Origin of the sequence: Pseudomonas sp. ICMP 3272 (assembly GCF_001466905.1) — a bacterium.
Lineage (GTDB): Bacteria > Pseudomonadota > Gammaproteobacteria > Pseudomonadales > Pseudomonadaceae > Aquipseudomonas > Aquipseudomonas amygdali.
The window spans coordinates 12,589-31,988 of record NZ_LKEK01000002.1; the positions used below are offsets into that span (position 1 = coordinate 12,589).

Sequence of the window (19,400 nt, forward strand, 5' to 3'; positions counted from 1 at the left end):
AGCTGCCATTACGACCACGGCATGCATGGGAGGTTGCGCCGATGTGTGATTAAACTTGATTGCCAGTGGCTATCATCTACATCGCCAGCGGCTTTCACCTGTATCGACAGCAGCTGTCATCTATAAAGGCAGGCAGATACGAAAGACCGAACCCTTGCCCTCTTCGCTCTCTACCTCGATACGACCGCCGTGAGCCATGACGATCTGATCGGAAATGAACAGCCCCAGGCCAAGCCCGGCAACAGCATGGCTACTCGAAACCCGCTCGAATTGCTGAAAGATGCGCTTCTGGTTTTCAGCCGTGATGCCGATGCCCTGATCCCGAACCTCAATGAAGGCCTCACTCTCCCTGCTGTACACATGCACTTCAATCGGTTTGCGCGCACCGTAGCGCAGTGCGTTGGTCAACAGATTGGCAACCACTTGCTCGATACGGAACTCGTCCCAGACACCGATCACCGGCTCGTCGGCAAACCGGGTGATCGTCGAATCGGCGGCGGCGATCTGTGCGGCAAAACTTTCCAGCAACTGACTGACCAGTTCGCTCAAGTCAAACGGGCTCGGCCTGATCGACAACTTGCCGGTGCGAATTCTGGAGACATCGAGCATGTCTTCGATCAGGCGGATAAGGCTCTGAATCTGCCGCTCGTCGCGGTCGACCATTGCCCGCAGCTTTTCCATGGTGAACGCCGACGCGTTGTCCTTGGCCAGGTGCAGCTTGCGCAGCTGGGTCTCCAGAATCAGACCGTTGAGCGGCGTACGCACCTCGTGGGAAACTATGGACATGAAGTCATCACGCATACGGATCGCGTGCTCCAGTTCGCCCTGGGTCGACTGCAGACGCTTGAGCAAGGCTTCCTGCTCCTGACGACTGCGCTCCAGCTCTTCGACCTGCAGTTTCATGGCCTTGCGCTGCCGATACAGATCAACGAAAACATTGACCTTGCTCTTTACCGCATGGATATCCAGCGGCTTGTGCAGGAAGTCCACGGCACCGCTTTCATAGCCCTTGAAGGCATAATTGAGCTCGCGACCGGCAGCACTGACGAAAACGATCGGTATGCTCTTGGTTTTCTCGGTGCTGCGCATCATCTCGGCCAGCTCGAACCCGTTCATCCCAGGCATCTGGACGTCGAGGATGGCCAGCGCGAATTCATGCTGCAACAGCAGAGACAATGCTTCGTCCGCCGAGAGCGCCTTGTAGACGAGTCGATCACCGCGCTTGATCAGCGCCTCGAGGGCCAGCAGGTTTTCCGGCAAATCATCAACGATAAGCAGTTTTGCCTGAATTTCACTTAACATGCGGTTCGTTCCAACTCGACCAGCAAGCGGCCAATATCGTTCAGGGAAAGAAGGTAATCCGGCGAGTGTAACGCCAGGCCCGCCTCGGGCATGGTCGACGCCTGGGCCTGCGAGGGGTCTTGAATCACCGTGAAACCACCATATTTCTTGATCTGCAGCAAACCTTGTGCGCCGTCATTATTGGCGCCGGTCAACAATACGCCAGCCAGTCGCGGGCCGTAGGCATCCGCGGCCGAACCGAACAGAATGTCGATACTGGGCCTTGAGTAAAACACCCTGTCTTCCTGACTCAATGACAGTGAAAAGTCAGACTCCACCGAGACGTGGTAACCCGCTGGCGCAACGTACAAAGTGCCCGGCACGATATCTTCCTTGTCATCGGCTTCCTTGACCGGGATAGCCAAGCGATTCTGAAATACATGGGCCAACTGGCTGCGCCGGTCATCCGGCAAATGCAACACCATCAATATAGGCAGACTGAAACCTGGCCGCAGGTTTCTGAATATTTTCAGCAGGGCCTCTACACCACCCGCTGACGCGCCTACGACAATAGCATCGACCACGGGCAACGGGCCGCAGGACAGGTCATCGTCAAAGGCGGTTCTCATAATTTCCGGTAGATCCGCTCGGGTTTCACCAGCGTCTCGAACGCCCCGCCGTAGGCAGAGAAATCCAGGGTTTCCTTACTGCCCAGCGCCAGAAAGCCGCGATGACACAGCGAATCATGAAATAACCCGAAAGCTCGATCCTGAAGCTTTTTGTTGAAGTAAATCAGCACGTTACGACAGGAAATAAATTGCGTTTCGGAGAATACACTATCTGTGGCCAGACTGTGATCGGCAAAAGTGACGTTCTCGCACAGTGTCTTGTCGAAGATCGCGTAATCGTAGGCAGACGTGTAGTAATCGGCGAAATTGCGCTGCCCTCCCGAGTTACGGTAGTTCTCGGTATAGGTGCGCAGGTTATCCATGGAAAAGATGCCCTGCTTGGCCTTTTCCAAAGAGCTGGGATTGATGTCGGTCGCATAAATGATGGTCCGCTCCAGCAGCCCCTCTTCGCGCAATAGAATCGCCGTGGAATAAACCTCCTCACCCGTACTGCAACCGGCAATCCACACCTTGATCGACGGGTAAGTGCGCAGCACCGGCACGACCTCGTTGCGGATCGCCAGAAAGTGCGAAGGGTCACGGAACATCTCACTCACCGGTATGGTGAGAATCTGCAACAGCTGCATGAACACTGCCGGGTCGTGAAGCACACGCTCCTGCAGGGCCGAGATGGTCGCGCAATCGAACTGGCGCAACGCATGGATCACGCGGCGCTTGATTGACGCACCGGAATAGTCGCGAAAATCGTAGCTGTACTGGAGGTAGATCGCCTCTATCAGCAGGCGCAGCTCGATCTCGATGCTTCGATCAAGGTGCATGATGCCATCCGTTTTTGCGCTCCGGAAAGCGCAGACATTGAGCCCTCATTCAAATGCGCTCCATCTTTGGCAGCCAGACGCGAATCAGTGAGAACAGTCGATCCAGGTCGATGGGCTTGGCCAGGTAATCGTTGGAACCTGCCTGCAGACAACGCTCCTGATCATCTTTCATGGCCTTGGCAGTAACGGCGATGATCGGCAGCTTGCGCCAGCGTGGGTCTTTGCGGATCTCGATGGTCGCTTCGTAACCGTCCATTTCAGGCATCATCACGTCCATCAGGACCAGGTCGATGTCGTCGACCTCATTGAGCTTTGCAATCGCTTCAAGACCATTGCGGGCAATTTCCACCACTGCACCCTTGTGCTCCAGAGCGCTGGTCAGGGCGAAGATGTTACGAACGTCGTCATCGACCACGAGAATCTTGCGCGCTTCAAAGACTTTGTCACGGCTGCGCGCGGTCTTGAGCATCTTTTGCCGCTCGTTGGAAAGTTGCGACTCGACCTTGTGCAGGAACAGCGTGACCTCGTCCAGCAGGCGCTCAGGCGAGCGTGCGCCCTTGATGATGATAGAGCGCGAATATTTCATCAGCTCGGCTTCTTCATCGCGGGTCATGTTGCGCCCGGTATAGACAATCACCGGCGGAAAGGCGCAGATGTCTTCCGTGGACATGCGTTTGAGCAATTCATTGCCGAGCATGTCCGGCAGTTTCAAGTCGATGATCATGCAGTCGTAGACATTATCGCGCAGCAGGTCCAGTGCCTCCTGGGCAAAACCCACCGCAGTGATTTCAATATCATCGTCGCCGATCAGGCGTGCAATGCTGTCACGTTGCAGCGCATCGTCTTCGACCAGCAGGATGCGCTTGACCTTCTGGGTCAGCTTGGCTTCCAGCTTGGCGAACACATCCTTGAGTTCTTCGCGAGTGGTCGGCTTGACGGCGTAGCCAATGGCCCCCATGTGCAGCGCAGCTTCCTGGCGATCCTCGACGGAAATCACATGCACCGGGATGTGTCGGGTAGGTGCCAGCTCCTTGAGACGCTGCAGTACGGTCAGGCCCGAGTGATCCGGCAGGCGCATGTCCAGCAGGATCGCGTCCGGCGTGTAACGTGATGCCAGGTTGAAGCCCTCATCCGCGGCATGCGCGACCAGACAGTCGTAACCCAGTTCATGGGCCAGATCGAAGAGGATCTGAGCAAAGCGCACTTCATCTTCGATGACCAGAATGCAGCGCCGCTGGAACGGTGCCTTGTCACGATCATCGGCGAACACAGCCACAGGTGTTTCCACCGGCAGCGGGGCCGACTGCTGGATGACCGGCGCGGCAGGAACCGGCAACGGTGGCGCGGGAGGCGCGAGTACAACCGCAGACTCACTGCCTGGCTCCTGAGAGCCTTGCTCGACATAGCTTTCCGGCAACACCAGACTGAAAATACTGCCCTGCCCTGGCGCGCTGGTGACACTGATGGACCCACCCAGCAATGCCGCCAGATCACGGGAAATCGACAACCCCAGCCCGGTACCGCCATAACGCCGGTTGGTGGTGCCATCTGCCTGACGGAATGCCTCGAAAATACCCTGCTGATGCTCCTCGGCGATGCCGATGCCCGAGTCGCGCACGATAAACACGATGCCTGCGCCCGGCTGGCGCGAAACGACCATGCTGACAGCGCCCGCCTCGGTGAATTTGATTGCATTGGACAGCAGGTTCTTGAGGATCTGCTCGAGACGCTGGCGGTCCGTGAACAGCATGGTCGGCGCGCCTGCCTGGATGTCGACCGTGAACGCCAGCTTTTTCTCGGCGGCAAGCGGCTGGAACATGCTGCGCAGGCCCTCGACAAGACGAGATACGCTGCTGTTTTCCGGGCGCATTTCGAGCTTTCCGGCTTCGACCTTGGAAATATCCAGAATGTCGTTAATCAGATTCAACAGGTCATTACCCGCCGAATAGATCGACTCGGCAAACTTGACCTGTTCGGCGGTCAGGTTTTCGCCCGGGTTTTCGGCCAGCAGCTTGGCCAGGATCAACGAGCTGTTGAGCGGCGTACGCAGCTCATGGGACATGTTGGCAAGGAACTCGGACTTGTATTTGCTGGCACGCTGCAGCTCGTCCGCTCGCGCCTGCAACTCGGCCTGAGCGATGCTCAGCTCTTCGTTGTTGCGGTCCAGTGCATCACGCTGATCGGCCAGCGCCTGACTTTGATCAGCCAGTTGCTCGTTGGTCTGTTCCAGCTCGGCCTGCTGAGTTTCCAGATGTGCCTGAGACTCCTTGAGAATACGCGACTGCTCTTCCAGCTCTTCGTTGGCCGTGCGTAATTCTTCCTGCTGTACCTGCAATTCTTCGTTGAGTTGCTGGGTCTCGGCCAGCACCTCTTGCAGACGCTGGCGATAACGGGCCGCTTCGATCGAGGTGCCGATGTTGTCCGCAATCAGTTCAAGAAACTCTACATCCTGCTCGGTGAGCGGGCGCAAAAAGCCCAGTTCGATCACCCCGTTGACCTGATCGTCATTGCTGGTCGGCACCACTACTATGCTGCGCGGCGAGCCTTCACCCAGACCGGAAGCCACTTTGAAGTAGTTTTCGGGCAGTTCATCCAGCGTGATGATCCGGTCCTGTTGTGCGGCCTGCCCGACAATGCCTTCATCGCTGTGAATGGTCTGATCCTGCTGCTCCTGTTCGCGAGAGAAACCGTAGGAAGCAGCACGCGTCAAGCCGCCGTGATCCTGGCGAATGTAGACCGCCGCCACCGACGCGCCCAGATACTGAGTCAGAAACTGAAGGATGTTTCGACCCAACATATTGAGTGTCAACTGCCCGAGTACCTGTTCGGCCAGTTCGCTCTGACCGTTGCGCAGCCAGGCGACTTTCTGCAGACGCTCGGCATTGATTTCCTGCAGCCTGAGGTTTTCACTGTAGGTGGCCGAAAGCGAGAGCAAATCCCGTCGCCCGATATACGCCAGGATAGCGCTGACAATGACCACGAATATCAGATACAGGCTGACGGAAAGAATGGTACTGCGCGTGACCTCTGCGTTGCGGGTCAAGCGAAGTTGCTGCTCCATTTCGACAGCCTGATCGTACTCGGTGCGGATCTGATCAGTAATTCGTTTGCCGCGTCCGGCCAGCACGGCGGTTTGATAGTCGCCGTTGTTGCGCCGTAGATTGATCATCTCCTGAGCAAACGCATTCCACTCCTGTTGCATCGTGGACAGACGCCTGAAGCGGTCCTGTTGCGTCGGGTTGTCTTCGACCAGACCCTTGAGCCCTTCCAGCTCGGCAACCAGCAAGGGTTTGGCGATTTCATAGGGGTCAAGAAAATGCTGATCACCGGTTAGCAGAAAACCGCGCATGCCGGTTTCCATGTCTATCGACAGTTTCATCGAGCGGTTGGTGTTATTGATCACCCGGTCAGTGTGCTCGACCCACTGTATGGCCGTGAGCAGATAACTGATCAGCAAAATGAAGAAAACGGCGCTCAGTACCCCCACACCCAATGGCAAGCCGACGTTACGCCCCAGCAGTTTTCGAAAGCGTTGCTCATCGACAACAGACGTCCGATTCATGAAATATCCCTGACGAGTGGATCAAAACCGTAGAGTTTGCCGCAAAGCCACGAAAAACACTCTTATTTCTGACATAGAGGATTGAAATTTCACACATAAATCGGCGATAAGCTCACCCACATATCGCGTTCATGACGTAAAGCCGTCAATCACCCTCACAATTCGCAGTATTTGAACGTTGATTGAACTTCCACCCGGTTTTTATTTACTGATACAAGGACTGTATTAACAGTGGGCAGGCCGCCGCTCGGTTACTCTGAGCTGCCGGGAAAGGATGCATGGCATTCCATGCTGTCTGCGCGATCACCATTTTTCAGGTTTAAGGAGTCAACAATGCCGGACACAGCCCGCACCATTCTCGTGGTCGAAGACGACGCCATTGTGCGCATGCTGATTGTCGATGTGCTCGAAGAGCTGGAATACAAGGTACTGGAAGCCGAGGACGCCACTTCAGCCCTGACTTTTGTTGCTGACGACGCCAGGCACATCGACCTGTTGATGACTGATCAGGGGTTGCCCGACATGAAGGGCACCGCACTGGCCAAAAAGGTCATCGAACTGCGGCCTCAATTGCCGGTACTGTTCGCCAGCGGTTACTCCGAAAACATTGAGGTGCCGCCAGGCATGCACTCGATCGGCAAGCCTTTTTCCATCGACCAGTTGCGTGACAAGGTAAAAAGCATCCTTGACTGATATCAAAACTGTTGTCAGTCACACCGACACGCACGCCAGTACACGCGTACTGATCATCGGCTACGTATGGCCAGAGCCACGCTCTTCGGCAGCCAGCGGGCACATGATGCAACTGATTCAATGTTTCCTCGAGCAGGACTGGCAGATTACCTTCGCCAGCCCTGCCACTGAAGGTGAGCATCGGGCCGATCTGGTCAGCCTGGGCGTCAAGGAAGTACGCATCGCGCTCAACGACAGCAGTTTTGACCTGTTTGTCAGCGAATTGCAGCCCGATGTCGTTGTTTTTGATCAGTTCATGATTGAAGAGCAGTTTGGCTGGCGCGTCGAGCAGCAATGCCCCGACGCTCTGCGCATTCTGGAAACGTCGGATTTCCAGAGCCTGCGCCATGCACGCCATCAGATCCTGAAGGATTCGCTGAACAGTGATTCGGCGGCTGAACGGGGCGATATTTGTGACGCCTCAACGCCTCGGCTTTTCAAGCAGATAGCTTCCAGCGAGCTGGCGCAGCGCGAGGTCGCATCGTTGTATCGCTGCGACCTGAACCTGATGACATCTGACGTTGAAATAGCATTGCTGACCGGTTCCTTTGGGCTGCCCGCCTCGCTGCTGCACTGGTGTCCGCTGATGATTGACGGCGTTCCCGACAGCTTTCGGCCTTTTGCAGAGCGCGCGCACTTCCTCAGCATCGGCAATTTCCGTCACGCCCCCAACTGGGATGCGGTGTTATGGATGAAAACCGCGATCTGGCCGCTTATCCGCCAGCAATTGCCTGAAGCGCAGCTGCATATCTACGGTGCCTACACGCCACCCAAGGCGACGGCGCTGCACAATGGCGCTCAAGGGTTTCATGTGAAGCACTGGGCCGAAGACGCGCTGCAGGTCATGTCATCTGCACGTATTTGTCTTGCGCCGTTGCGTTTCGGTGCCGGCATCAAGGGCAAACTGATGGATGCCATGCTCTGCGGCACTCCGTCAATCACCACTGCGATTGGCGCAGAAGCCATGGGCGGCGGGCTGCCGTGGCCTGGCGTCATTGCCGATAACCCGAAAGACATCGCTGATGCGGCGGTCAGACTCTATAAAGACCAGCCCCGCTGGCTAGAGGCGCAGAGCGCCGGGCTGGCGTTGCTGCAGGCGCGTTACCAGCATCGGCAACACTGCACGAGCCTGATCGAGCGTATTCAGACCCTTCGCAACGGACTGGCAGAGCATCGTCTGGCGAACTTCACCGGCGCCATGCTGCGCCACCATCACCACAAGAGCACCAAATACATGGCGCAGTGGATCGAAGCCAAGAACCGTAACAAGGCTGAAGATACGGTCTAAGCTGGTTTGCGCAGCAGATAGGTATCCATGATCCACCCCCTGCGGTCGCGCGCTTCGGCGCGCAATAGCTTGATCTGCTCGCACACGTCATCGAGCCTGCCAGACACCAGTATCTCGTCCGCGGTGCCCAGATAAGCACCCCAATAGATATCCAGCCCCTGCCCGAGGTAACGCTCGAATGTGCACTGTGCGTCCAGCATCACCACGACATTGCTGTGCTGCTCAAGCGCAGCCGTCGCCAGGCGTCGCCCTGTGGTGATGTGAATCGACTCACCAATGCGATTGAGCGGTATCCGGTGTTGCGCCACCAGGCTCTGAACACTGGTGATGCCGGGAATTACCTGATACTCGAATGATTCCCTGCCGCGCGCCAATACGCGATCAAGGATGCGCATGGTGCTGTCATACAGTGACGGATCGCCCCAGACCAGAAACGCGCCGACCTGATCTGCGCCAAGCTCATCGGTCAACAGCCGTTCGAACAATGCAGCGCGCTGTTCGTGCCAACTCTCGATACCCCGCTCGTAGACGTCAGGGTCGCCTTCGCGCCGTGGGTCCTGAACCTGTACCAGACGGTAGCTCTGATGAGTGATATGGCGCTGGCAAAGCTCTTTGCGCATGCGCAGCAACTCATCGTCGACATAGCCCTTGTCGAGGATGAAGATCACATCGGCACGGTTCAGCGCAGCAATGGCCTGCAAGGTGATCTGCTCGGGATCACCGGCCCCCATGCCGATCAGCAGGATCTGTTTCATCGGATAACCACTCCACTGTGGCAAATCATGTGAGACGCGTGATCGTAGGTGATTTTTGTCAGCGACCGGGCATTGAAGCTGAAAATCAGGCACATTATCGTTCTGGCAACTGCTGAACACGACATAGCCATGAGTAAAACAACAAGAATCGCCGACCCTTCCTACGAACTGATGGACGACCACAACGGGCTGTCGATCATTTATCGCGAGCACGGTTTCCCCTGTCCGCTGGTGCGTTGGCACTTTCACAAGGAATATGAGCTGCATTTGATTGTTGCCAGCTCCGGCAAGGTATTTGTCGGCGATTACATCGGCAATTTCAACCCTGCCAGCCTGTTTCTGACCGGCCCCAACCTGCCGCATAACTGGATCAGCCAGATCGACGAGGGTGAAGTTGTGGCCAAGCGCGACATGCTGGTCAACTTCACCGATGAACTGCTGGAAAGTGGCAATCAGGTGTTTGCCGAACTAAAAACCCTCACCCCGCTGCTGGAACGCGCCCGCTACGGCATCGAATTTCGCTGCAAGCGCACGATTCGTCAGGCCATGAAGCAGATGCAGAAGATTGCCGACTCACGTGGCATCACCCGCCTGGGGCATTTCTTCATTCTTCTCGAGTTGCTGGCCGCCAGCGACGATTATCAGTTGCTCTCCGGCACTGCGGTCGCCCATACCGCGGACGAGCACAGCGTTGATCGCACCAACCGGGCGGTGGATTACATCTTTGCCCACTATGGCCGGGAGCTGCCGCTGGAGGAAGTTGCCGAGTATCTGGGCATGAAGCCAACCTATTTTTCCAGAGTGTTCAAGCAGGCTACAGGCCGATGCTTTGTGGAGTTCGTCAATCGACTGCGCATCAGCAAGTCGTGCGAATTGCTGGCTGATGGCGACAAACCGGTCACTGATGTGTGCTTTGAATCCGGCTTCAACAATATTTCCAACTTCAATCGGCGCTTCCAGCAACTCAAGGGCATGACGCCCTCGCATTATCGCCGTTTGGCCATGCAGCGCCTGACCGAACAAAACCTGTACTGATTCACCCTGCCCTTGCGCCTATCGTCTACGCTGCAGTTGCGGCGAAGCCAGCCTATGGGCGATTCGGCTCTATCGGCCTTTCGTGCGCCAGTGCAAAAAAGTATCAGTCAGAGTGCGGCGCAGGATTTGTCTTTCAGGCCAAACGCCGGTGTAATCAATCCACATCTTCCTCACCTCCGGAAGAGAAAAAAACAATAACCATCCTTCTACTGCTCACTGGGCGTGGAAGAGGAGTGATCAATGAAGAACTCAGCAAAACTTCTGCTCGCCAGTTCCGTCCTCAGCACCTGTTTCGTGTTCAGTGGCAGCGCCACGGCCGGGACCGTGACCATCGCCACGGTCAACAACAGCGACATGATTCGCATGCAGCGCCTCTCCAGGACTTTCGAAGAAAAACACCCTGACATCAAACTCAACTGGGTTGTGCTTGAAGAGAACGTCCTGCGTCAGCGCCTGACCACCGACATCGCCACCAAAGGCGGTCAGTTCGACGTGTTGACCATCGGCATGTACGAAGCCTCACTCTGGGGCGAGAAAGGCTGGCTGCAGGAAATGAAAGACCTGCCTGCCAGTTATGAACTGGACGATGTATTCCCTTCGGTACGTGACGGCCTGTCGGTGGATGGCAAACTGTTCGCCCTGCCGTTCTATGCTGAAGCATCGATCACTTACTACCGCACCGACCTGTTCAAGGCCGCTGGCCTGACCATGCCCGAGCGCCCTACCTGGACACAGATTGCCGAATTCGCTGGCAAACTGACCGACAAGTCCAAGGAACAGTACGGGATCTGCTTGCGTGGTAAGGCTGGCTGGGGAGAAAACATGGCGCTGATCACCACGCTGGCCAACGCCTACGGTGCACGCTGGTTCGATGAAAAGTGGACGCCACAGTTCGATCAGCCAGAATGGAAAAACGCGCTGAATTTCTACGTCAACACCATGAAGCAGTCTGGCCCTCCGGGAGCCTCCAGCAACGGTTTCAACGAAAACCTTGCGCTGTTCAACAGCGGCAAATGCGCGATCTGGGTGGACGCCAGCGTTGCCGGTTCGTTCGTGACCGACAAGAAGCAGAGCAAAGTGGCTGACAGCGTCGGTTTCACCTACGCCCCGCATGAAGTAACCGATAAGGGCTCGTCATGGCTGTACTCGTGGTCGCTGGCGATCCCGACCAGCGCCAAGAACACCAAGGATGCTGCCGAGTTCACCCAGTGGGCCACCTCGAAAGAGTACGCCAAACTGGTTGCCGATACCGACGGTGTGTCCAACGTGCCGCCAGGCACCCGTGCCTCGACCTACACCGATGAATACAAGAAAGCCGCACCTTTCGCCAACATCACGCTGGAGTCGCTGAAGAAGGCCAATCCCAAATCGCCAGCGCTCAAACCAGTGCCTTACGTAGGTATTCAACTGGTCACCATTCCTGAGTTCCAGGCCATCGGCACCAGCGTCGGTCAGCAGTTCTCCGCAGCGCTCATAGGCCAGTCCACTGTGGATCAAGCCTTGCAGAATGCGCAAACAGCGACTGCGCGTGACATGAAACGAGCGGGTTACCCGAAAGAGAAGAAAGAGTAACCGTCCTGTACCAGGGTGAAGGCCAACGCTTTCACCCTGCCGCTAACCTGCGCAACAACTCTGGTGCAATCCGGTTCGGAGCTCCCCATGAATACCTCAGCCTCCCCTGAACGCACGGACCTGTCCGGCGAACAGCAACCGCTCAAAAGCCGTCGATTCAAGCCGGGCTGGTTTCTGGTCAGTCCTTCAGTGGCGCTTCTGCTGGTGTGGATGATCGTGCCACTGGGCATGACCATTTATTTCTCGCTGATCCGCTACAACCTGCTCTCCCCCGGCGAAAACGAATTCGTCGGGCTGGAGAACTTCCAGTATTTCGTCACCGACAGCGGCTTTCTGCCCGGTGCCGGTAACACCTTGCTGCTGGTCGGCAGCGTGCTGGCCATCAGTGTGATCCTCGGCGTGCTGATCTCGGCGCTGCTCGAGGCCAGTGAGTTTTTCGGCCGTGGCATCGTTCGCGTACTGCTGATCTCGCCCTTCTTCATCATGCCCACGGTCAGCGCGCTGATCTGGAAAAACCTGATTTTCCATCCGGTGTCCGGCGTACTCGCGGCAGTGTGGAAGTTCTTCGGCGCGCAGCCCATCGACTGGTTTGCCCATTACCCGATGCTGTCGATCATCATCATCGTGTCCTGGCAGTGGCTGCCGTTCGCGATTCTGATCCTGATGACCGCCATGCAGTCGCTGGACCAGGAACAGAAAGAGGCGGCACGTCTGGATGGAGCCGGCCCCATCGCGATCTTCTGGCACCTGACCCTGCCGCACCTGGCACGTCCGATTGCCGTGGTGGTCATGATCGAGACGATCTTCCTGCTCTCGGTGTTCGCTGAAATCTTCACCACCACCAATGGCGGACCCGGCTTTGCCTCGACCAACCTGGCATATCTGATCTACATACAGGCGCTGCTGCAGTTCGACGTCGGCATGGCCTCGGCGGGCGGACTGATCGCGGTAGTAATCGCCAACATCGCGGCGATCATCCTGATCCGGATGATCGGCAAAAACCTCACCGACAAGTCATGAGGACCTTGCCATGATGACCCTCAAACAATCACGCCGCCTGCAAAGCCTGCTGCTCGGGAGCCTGTCCTGGCTGATCGCTGCGCTGGTGTTTTTTCCGATCTTCTGGATGGTGCTGACCAGCTTCAAGACCGAGATCGACGCATTTGCGACGCCGCCGCAATTGTTCTTTACCCCGACGCTGGAAAACTACCTGCACATTCAGGAACGCAGCGATTACTTTCACTTTGCCTGGAACTCGGTGCTGATTTCCTTCAGCGCCACCGCCCTGGCCATGCTGATCGCCATTCCTGCGGCGTATTCCATGGCGTTCTTCGAAACCAAACGCACCAAAAGCACCCTGCTGTGGATGCTCTCGACCAAGATGCTGCCGCCAGTGGGCGTGCTGATGCCGATCTACCTGCTGGCCAAGACCTTTGGCCTGCTGGATTCGCGGCTGGCGCTGATCATCATCTACACGCTGATCAACCTGCCGATCGTGGTCTGGATGATCTACACCTATTTCAAGGATATTCCCGGCGAGATCCTCGAGGCCTCACGGCTGGACGGTGCCAGCACCCGCCAGGAGATCTTTCGCGTGCTGATGCCGATCTGCAAGGGCGGGCTGGCTTCCACAGCACTGCTATCGCTGATCCTGTGCTGGAACGAAGCGTTCTGGTCACTGAACCTGACCTCATCCGCAGCAGCACCGTTGACGGCACTGATCGCCTCCTACTCCAGTCCCGAAGGGCTGTTCTGGGCCAAGCTGTCGGCGGTCTCGACCCTGGCGTGTGCGCCCATTCTGATTTTCGGCTGGATCAGTCAGAAACAACTGGTTCGCGGCCTGTCGTTCGGCGCTGTCAAATAGCCCGACCCCAAGAACAAGAAGGAATCCAACATGGCTAACCTGAGCATCCGCAACCTGCAAAAAGGCTTTGATGGTCATCAAATCATCAAGGGTATCGATCTGGACGTGAATGACCGCGAGTTCGTGGTCTTCGTCGGGCCTTCGGGCTGCGGCAAATCCACCCTGCTGCGACTCATCGCCGGGCTGGAGGAAGTCACCTCGGGGACCATCGAACTCGATGGCCGCGACATTACCCAGGTCACGCCGGCCAAGCGCGATCTGGCGATGGTGTTCCAGACCTACGCGCTTTACCCGCATATGACGGTAGGCAAGAACCTGTCATTCGCGCTGGACCTGGCGGGTGGCGACAAGGCCGAGATCAAGAAGAAGGTCGATGAAGCCGCGCGTATTCTGGAGCTCGGCCCGTTGCTGGAACGCAAGCCCAAGCAATTGTCCGGCGGTCAGCGCCAACGTGTTGCGATTGGTCGGGCCATCGTGCGCAATCCGAAGATTTTTCTCTTCGACGAACCACTGTCCAACCTCGACGCCGCGTTGCGCGTGCAAACCCGCCTGGAGCTGTCGCGCCTGCACAAAGAGCTGCAGGCCACGATGATTTATGTGACCCACGATCAGGTTGAGGCCATGACCCTGGCCGACAAGGTGGTGGTGCTCAACGGCGGCAAGGTCGAGCAGGTCGGCTCGCCGCTGGAGCTTTATCACCACCCTGCCAATCTGTTTGTCGCAGGCTTTCTCGGCACGCCGAAAATGGGCTTCCTCAAGGGCAAGATCAGTCGAATGGACAACGCCAGCTGTGAAGTCGAACTGGATGCCGGAACCCGCATCAGCCTGCCGGTCAACGGCGCAGGGTTGAGTGTCGGAGCACCCGTGACGCTGGGCATTCGCCCGGAACACCTGAATCTTGCCCAGAACAGCGATTGCCAGTTGCAGGTTATCGCCGATGTCAGCGAACGCCTCGGCAGCGACACCTATTGCCATGTGCGCACCCGCTCGGGCGAGGCGCTGACCATGCGTATTCGTGGCGACCTGGCCAGCCAGTACGGCGAGACGCTGAACCTGCACCTGGACAGTGCCCAATGCCACCTGTTCGACGCTCAAGGTCTGGTGATTGCCAAAGCCTTGCAGACTGTCGCCGCCTGAGTTCCGGAGAGCCCTTCATGAAACTGAGCAAAAACAATCTGTCCCGACTGGACGCCGACATTGCCCTGCCCGCCTACACCGTCGAAAGCACCCGTCAGGGCATTGCCCATATCGGCGTTGGCGGCTTCCATCGGGCGCATCAGGCGTTTTACACCGATGCACTGATGAACAGCGGCGAAGGCTTTGAATGGAGCATCTGCGGCGTCGGTCTGCGCCCTGAAGACAAAGCCGTACGTGACGCACTGGCGCAGCAGGACTATCTGTACACGCTCTACGAACTGGGCGACACGCCAGATACCGAAACCCGCGTGATTGCCTCGATTAGCGGCATGCTGCTGGCCGAAGACAGCCCGCAGGCGTTGATCGACAAGCTGGCCAGCCCGGACATCCGCATCGTCTCGCTGACCATCACCGAAGGCGGCTATTGCATCGACGACAGCAATGGCCAGTTCATGGCGCATCTGCCACAGATCCAGCACGACCTGGCAAACCCGGACCAGCCCAGGACGGTATTCGGCTTCCTCTGCGCCGCATTGGCGCGCCGCCGCGCCGAAGGTACGCCAGCCTTTACCCTGATGTCCTGCGATAACCTGCCGCACAATGGCGCAGTCACTCGCAAGGCGTTGCTGGCGTTTGCCACCTTGCGCGATGCCGATCTGCATGACTGGATCAAACACAACGTCAGCTTCCCCAACGCAATGGTCGACCGCATCACACCCATGACCAGCGCTGCTCACCGACTAAAGCTGGCGGACGAAAAGCACATCGACGACGCCTGGCCGGTGGTCTGCGAACCGTTCGTGCAATGGGTGCTGGAAGACAAGTTCGTCAACGGTCGCCCAGCCTGGGAAAAGGTCGGCGTGCAGTTCACCGATGATGTAACACCCTACGAGGAAATGAAGATCAAGCTGCTCAACGGCAGCCACCTTGCCCTGACCTATCTGGGCTTTCTCAAGGGTTATCGCTTTGTCCACGAAACCATGAATGACCCGCTGTTCGTACGCTACATCCGCGCTTACATGGACCTCGACGTCACGCCGCAGCTGGCGTCGGTGCCGGGCATCGACCTGGAAGGCTATAAAGACACACTGATCGAGCGTTTTTCCAACCAGGCGATCGCTGATCAGCTGGAACGGGTCTGTTCGGACGGTTCGTCCAAATTTCCCAAGTTCACTATTCCGACGATCAATCGTCTGATCGTCGATCAGGGTAATTTCGAACGCGCCTCGCTGGTGGTCGCCGCGTGGGCGCTGTATCTGAAGGGTGTCGACGAGAACGGCACGACCTACAAAATTCCCGACCCACGCGCCGATTTCTGTCAGGCACTGGTGGCCGACGACGCGCTGATTACCCAGCGGCTGTTGCAGGTTGAGGAAATATTTGGCGTTGCCATTCCGAAATCAGCCGAGTTCGTCGCAGCGTTCGAGCAGAACCTCAATGACCTGCGCACGCTGGGCGTCAGCGGCACGCTGGAAAAACTTCTGGCCAACCGCCTTTGAGGTGCGCCCATGTTTCTTGGAATTGACTGCGGCACCCAAGGCACCAAGGTGCTGGTGCTCGATACCGAACGCGGTACTGTACTGGGCGAGGGTTCGGCCTCGCATGGCCTGATCAGCGACCATAACGGCCGCCGCGAGCAGGACGTCGGGCAATGGCTGAACGCGCTGCAACAGGCCACCCGCGATGCTTTGGCGCAATCGGGTGTGTCGGGACAGCAGATTCTCGGCATCGGCGTATCGGGCCAGCAACATGGTCTGGTGCTACTCGATGCTCAAGGTGAGGTGCTGCGCCCGGCCAAACTGTGGTGCGACACTGAATCGGCCCCGGAAAACCAGCGCTTGCTGGATTACCTGGGCGGCGCGCAGGGTTCTCTGCAACGCCTTGGCCTGGTCATTGCGCCGGGCTATACCGTGTCCAAACTGCTGTGGACCAAGGAGCAGTACCCGCAGCTGTTTGAGCGCATAGACAAGGTGCTGCTGCCCCACGACTACCTCAACTATTGGCTGACCGGCCGCTGCTGCACTGAATTCGGAGATGCATCGGGCACCGGTTATTTCAATGTGCGCACCCGTGAATGGGACCTGCCGCTGCTCGCGCACATCGACCCGAGCGGCCGTCTGGGCAAGGCGCTGCCGCAATTGGTGCAAGCACACGAAGCGGTTGGCGTGCTGCGTCCTGAAATCGCCCGATTGCTGGACCTGAACCCCGCCGCACTGGTGTCCAGTGGTGGCGGCGACAACATGATGGGCGCCATTGGCACGGGCAATATCCAGCCCGGTCTGATCACCATGAGCCTGGGCTCGTCAGGCACTGTCTATGCCTACGCCGATGAGGCGCGGGTCAGCGAGCATGAGTCGGTCGCTACCTTCTGCTCATCCTCCGGTGGCTGGTTGCCATTGATCTGCACCATGAACCTGACCAATGCGACCACGGCTATTCGTGAATTGTTCGCTCTGGATATCGTCGGGTTCAACCAGGCCGTCGCCCAAGCGCCAATAGGGGCCGAAGGCGTGCTGATATTGCCTTTTCTGAACGGCGAACGCGTGCCCGCCCTGCCCGATGCTACCGGCAGCATCGTCGGCCTGGACAGCACCAATCTGACCCAGGCCAACCTGTCCCGCGCCGTGGTCGAAGGCACCACCTTCGGCCTTCGCTACGGATTGGACCTGCTGCGCGACAGCGGCATCAAAAGCGAGAAAATCCGCCTGATTGGCGGCGGTTCCAAAAGTGCAGTATGGCGGCAGATCGTGGCTGACATCATGGACACTCCGGTGATCTGCACCGACCACGCAGAAGCCGCCGCGCTGGGCGCGGCCATTCAGGCCGCATGGTGCTGGTCGCATGCCCACGGCAAGGCTGAGGACCTGCAACAACTGTGCGAACGCTGTGTGAGCCTTGATCAAAGCAGTGAGACGCACCCCGTGGTGCATAATGTGGCCGCCTATCAGCAGGTCTATCAGCGTTATCAGGCGCAACTGCGCAAGGTTTGAACCGTTTTTTCATGGAGCACTTATGTTTCTGGTTTGTGGCGAAGCACTGTTCGATATTTTCACCCGCGCTGATGACAGCGGTTCCCTGAACAGATTGGGGTTCGATGCGATTGCTGGCGGCTCGCCGTTCAACGTTGCGATCGGACTGCGCCGTCTGGGTGTGGAAGCCAGCTTTCTTGCCGGGCTGTCCACCGATTACCTGGGTCGTCGGCTGCGTGCCGTGCTGGAAAAGGAAACGGTCAATACCGATCACCTGATCGACTTCGACGCGCCCACGACACTGGCCATGGTCGCCGTGGGCAGCGATGGCTCGCCGACTTACAGCTTTCGCGGCGACGGCTGCGCGGACCGGCAGTTGCGCCTTGAACATCTGTCGGAACTCGATGCGCAGGTACGCGGCATTCACGTCGGCTCGTTTTCGCTGGTGGTGCAGCCGATTGCCGACACACTGCTGGCGCTGGTCGCCCGCGAAAGTGCGACGCGCCTGATTTCACTGGACCCCAACGTGCGCCTCAACCCGGCACCGGACATTCAGCGCTGGCGCAGCCAGGTCGCTACGTTCGCCGAACATGCGCACCTGATCAAGGTCAGTGACGAAGACCTGCACCTGTTGTACCCGGACAGCGATCCACAAAAAATCGCCGAAGGCTGGCTCGGCAAGCGTACGCAACTGGTCATCGTCACCCGCGGCACGCAAGGTGCCAGCGTCTTTACCCGGCAGCATGGTACTTGGTCAGTGCCGGCAAAAACGGTGGTCACCGCCGATACCGTCGGGGCCGGGGATACTTTTCAGGCGGCGCTGCTGACCTTCCTCAGCGAGCGTCAGCTCGATACGCCAGAAGGCTTGTCGACACTGTCACGGGAAACACTGGACGAGATGCTGAATTTTGCCGTCGGCGCAGCGGCGCTGACCTGCACAAAGGTCGGGCCGGATCTGCCGTATCGGCATCAGTTGGGGTGATTCAGTTTTCGACGAGAAACAAAAACAGCGGTACATCCGCAACATGTAACGCATGAAATAAAGTCTTCGTGAGCAAGCTCACTCCCACATTCCGAACCTGTTCCAAGCGGGAGAAGTTTCAGGATTCACTCCCATTTGGAAAGCATTCCATTTGTGGGAGTGAGCTTGCTCACGAAAGAGCCATTACAGTCGCCGAACAAGCAACTGAACCCACTGCCTGGTCAAGCCACCATCCCGGCCTTGATACCTCTGATGCGGGTGTTGATGTCATCCGCAACGTTGTTCTGCTTGTCCTTGAGCGCGTCCTGGACTTTCTGGTCAATGGCCAGTTGGTCCTGAGGTGCCATGGCGTCGTAGTCTTTCTGGGTGACGCCCGTCAGCTTCTCGCGCACTTTCTCTTCGGCTGTCTGCTTCAGAGAGTCCATGAACTTCTGTTCTACCGAACCCGTCGATGCAGTGTCAGTGGTGCTGGTGGCGCTGGCCACTGAACCGATGACACCGTTGTCGCGATCAGCCGTCTTTTCCGACAGTGACGAATCACCGGCAGACTTGAGGTTGATCATCATCCGCGCGAAGGATTCGTTGTAACCGCTGTTGTCCTGCTTGCTGTCTTGCGATGTTGAATTGCTGACCGGCGTGGTAACCGGTGCCGAACCTGATGTCAGGCCAGCGGCGGCAACCGAGCTGAATGCGTCCTGAGACACCTCATCTACGGTTTTGCGCCCAACCACAGCCCGGGAAACAAGCTGCTCAAGCGCACTCGTGCCAATAATCAT

16 protein-coding genes are annotated in these 19,400 nt (G+C 57.6%); 10 read left to right on the top strand and 6 right to left on the bottom strand.

Annotation, left to right across the window (positions count from 1 at the left end):
• Positions 1 to 120: 120 nt before the first annotated feature.
• Genes AO068_RS01580 through AO068_RS01595 form a run of 4 tightly spaced genes read right to left on the bottom strand, consistent with a single transcriptional unit; the run spans position 121 to position 6,290 of the window.
• Positions 121 to 1,302, bottom strand: coding sequence for a hybrid sensor histidine kinase/response regulator (locus AO068_RS01580; protein ID WP_058401466.1), 1,182 nt, complete (start codon positions 1,300 to 1,302; stop codon positions 121 to 123).
• The gene (locus AO068_RS01585; protein ID WP_058407468.1) at positions 1,296 to 1,910 is read right to left on the bottom strand and encodes a chemotaxis protein CheB; all 615 of its coding nucleotides are present in this window, start codon (positions 1,908 to 1,910) and stop codon (positions 1,296 to 1,298) included. The genes AO068_RS01580 and AO068_RS01585 overlap by 7 nt, the downstream gene beginning before the upstream one ends.
• Complete coding sequence (locus AO068_RS01590) at positions 1,907 to 2,728, bottom strand: CheR family methyltransferase (RefSeq protein ID WP_058401465.1); 822 nt, start codon at positions 2,726 to 2,728, stop codon at positions 1,907 to 1,909. The genes AO068_RS01585 and AO068_RS01590 overlap by 4 nt, the downstream gene beginning before the upstream one ends.
• 49 nt (positions 2,729 to 2,777) lie before the next feature.
• Positions 2,778 to 6,290 (bottom strand): response regulator, encoded by a 3,513-nt coding sequence (locus tag AO068_RS01595; RefSeq protein WP_058401464.1) that lies wholly within the window; start codon positions 6,288 to 6,290, stop codon positions 2,778 to 2,780.
• A gap of 333 nt (positions 6,291 to 6,623) precedes the next feature.
• Between AO068_RS01595 and AO068_RS01600 the strand changes: the two genes are divergently transcribed.
• Positions 6,624 to 6,983, top strand: coding sequence for a response regulator (locus AO068_RS01600; protein ID WP_058401463.1), 360 nt, complete (start codon positions 6,624 to 6,626; stop codon positions 6,981 to 6,983).
• Positions 6,976 to 8,310: a glycosyltransferase gene (locus tag AO068_RS01605; protein ID WP_058401462.1), complete on the top strand. Its 1,335-nt coding sequence runs from the start codon at positions 6,976 to 6,978 to the stop codon at positions 8,308 to 8,310. The genes AO068_RS01600 and AO068_RS01605 overlap by 8 nt, the downstream gene beginning before the upstream one ends.
• On the opposite strand, the gene cobF is transcribed toward AO068_RS01605, so the two are convergent.
• Entirely contained in the window at positions 8,307 to 9,065 is a 759-nt protein-coding gene (gene cobF / locus AO068_RS01610; protein WP_058407469.1) for a precorrin-6A synthase (deacetylating), read from the bottom strand. The two genes, AO068_RS01605 and cobF, sit on opposite strands and share 4 nt — an antisense overlap.
• Positions 9,066 to 9,194: 129 nt before the next feature.
• Here cobF and AO068_RS01615 point away from each other — a divergent pair, with 129 nt between their 5' ends.
• The 8 genes from AO068_RS01615 to AO068_RS01650 all read left to right on the top strand — a co-directional run bounded on the left by AO068_RS01615 (position 9,195) and on the right by AO068_RS01650 (position 18,624).
• Positions 9,195 to 10,100 (top strand): AraC family transcriptional regulator, encoded by a 906-nt coding sequence (locus AO068_RS01615; protein ID WP_058401567.1) that lies wholly within the window; start codon positions 9,195 to 9,197, stop codon positions 10,098 to 10,100.
• Positions 10,101 to 10,340: 240 nt separating this feature from the next.
• Complete coding sequence (locus AO068_RS01620) at positions 10,341 to 11,672, top strand: ABC transporter substrate-binding protein (protein ID WP_058407470.1); 1,332 nt, start codon at positions 10,341 to 10,343, stop codon at positions 11,670 to 11,672.
• Between the two features lie 87 nt (positions 11,673 to 11,759).
• Positions 11,760 to 12,692 (top strand): carbohydrate ABC transporter permease, encoded by a 933-nt coding sequence (locus tag AO068_RS01625; protein ID WP_002553634.1) that lies wholly within the window; start codon positions 11,760 to 11,762, stop codon positions 12,690 to 12,692.
• Positions 12,693 to 12,702: 10 nt separating this feature from the next.
• Positions 12,703 to 13,536: a carbohydrate ABC transporter permease gene (locus tag AO068_RS01630; protein WP_002553633.1), complete on the top strand. Its 834-nt coding sequence runs from the start codon at positions 12,703 to 12,705 to the stop codon at positions 13,534 to 13,536.
• A gap of 30 nt (positions 13,537 to 13,566) precedes the next feature.
• Positions 13,567 to 14,673 carry an ABC transporter ATP-binding protein gene (locus AO068_RS01635; protein ID WP_058407471.1) on the top strand — a complete coding sequence of 369 codons (1,107 nt, stop codon included), beginning with the start codon at positions 13,567 to 13,569 and terminating at the stop codon, positions 14,671 to 14,673.
• Positions 14,674 to 14,690: 17 nt separating this feature from the next.
• A complete protein-coding gene (locus tag AO068_RS01640) occupies positions 14,691 to 16,172 on the top strand; it encodes a mannitol dehydrogenase family protein (protein ID WP_058407472.1) in 1,482 nt (493 codons plus the stop codon).
• Between the two features lie 9 nt (positions 16,173 to 16,181).
• Positions 16,182 to 17,663, top strand: coding sequence for a xylulokinase (xylB, locus tag AO068_RS01645; RefSeq protein WP_058407473.1), 1,482 nt, complete (start codon positions 16,182 to 16,184; stop codon positions 17,661 to 17,663).
• Between the two features lie 22 nt (positions 17,664 to 17,685).
• Positions 17,686 to 18,624, top strand: coding sequence for a carbohydrate kinase family protein (locus tag AO068_RS01650; protein ID WP_058407474.1), 939 nt, complete (start codon positions 17,686 to 17,688; stop codon positions 18,622 to 18,624).
• 221 nt (positions 18,625 to 18,845) lie between these two features.
• Here the strand turns inward: AO068_RS01650 and AO068_RS01655 are convergent, their stop codons facing one another.
• Entirely contained in the window at positions 18,846 to 19,400 is a 555-nt protein-coding gene (locus AO068_RS01655; RefSeq protein WP_044343996.1) for a hypothetical protein, read from the bottom strand.

Excerpts from the sequence above, each read along its gene's own strand:
- AO068_RS01580 (WP_058401466.1), bottom strand. The coding sequence starts at position 1,302 with ATGTTAAGTGAAATTCAGGCAAAACTGCTTATCGTTGATGATTTGCCG.
- AO068_RS01585 (WP_058407468.1), bottom strand. The coding sequence starts at position 1,910 with ATGAGAACCGCCTTTGACGATGACCTGTCCTGCGGCCCGTTGCCCGTG.
- AO068_RS01590 (WP_058401465.1), bottom strand. The coding sequence starts at position 2,728 with ATGCACCTTGATCGAAGCATCGAGATCGAGCTGCGCCTGCTGATAGAG.
- AO068_RS01595 (WP_058401464.1), bottom strand. The coding sequence starts at position 6,290 with ATGAATCGGACGTCTGTTGTCGATGAGCAACGCTTTCGAAAACTGCTG.
- AO068_RS01600 (WP_058401463.1), top strand. The coding sequence starts at position 6,624 with ATGCCGGACACAGCCCGCACCATTCTCGTGGTCGAAGACGACGCCATT.
- cobF (WP_058407469.1), bottom strand. The coding sequence starts at position 9,065 with ATGAAACAGATCCTGCTGATCGGCATGGGGGCCGGTGATCCCGAGCAG.
- AO068_RS01615 (WP_058401567.1), top strand. The coding sequence starts at position 9,195 with ATGAGTAAAACAACAAGAATCGCCGACCCTTCCTACGAACTGATGGAC.
- AO068_RS01620 (WP_058407470.1), top strand. The coding sequence starts at position 10,341 with ATGAAGAACTCAGCAAAACTTCTGCTCGCCAGTTCCGTCCTCAGCACC.
- AO068_RS01625 (WP_002553634.1), top strand. The coding sequence starts at position 11,760 with ATGAATACCTCAGCCTCCCCTGAACGCACGGACCTGTCCGGCGAACAG.
- AO068_RS01630 (WP_002553633.1), top strand. The coding sequence starts at position 12,703 with ATGATGACCCTCAAACAATCACGCCGCCTGCAAAGCCTGCTGCTCGGG.
- AO068_RS01635 (WP_058407471.1), top strand. The coding sequence starts at position 13,567 with ATGGCTAACCTGAGCATCCGCAACCTGCAAAAAGGCTTTGATGGTCAT.
- AO068_RS01640 (WP_058407472.1), top strand. The coding sequence starts at position 14,691 with ATGAAACTGAGCAAAAACAATCTGTCCCGACTGGACGCCGACATTGCC.
- xylB (WP_058407473.1), top strand. The coding sequence starts at position 16,182 with ATGTTTCTTGGAATTGACTGCGGCACCCAAGGCACCAAGGTGCTGGTG.
- AO068_RS01650 (WP_058407474.1), top strand. The coding sequence starts at position 17,686 with ATGTTTCTGGTTTGTGGCGAAGCACTGTTCGATATTTTCACCCGCGCT.
- AO068_RS01655 (WP_044343996.1), bottom strand. The coding sequence starts at position 19,400 with ATGATTATTGGCACGAGTGCGCTTGAGCAGCTTGTTTCCCGGGCTGTG.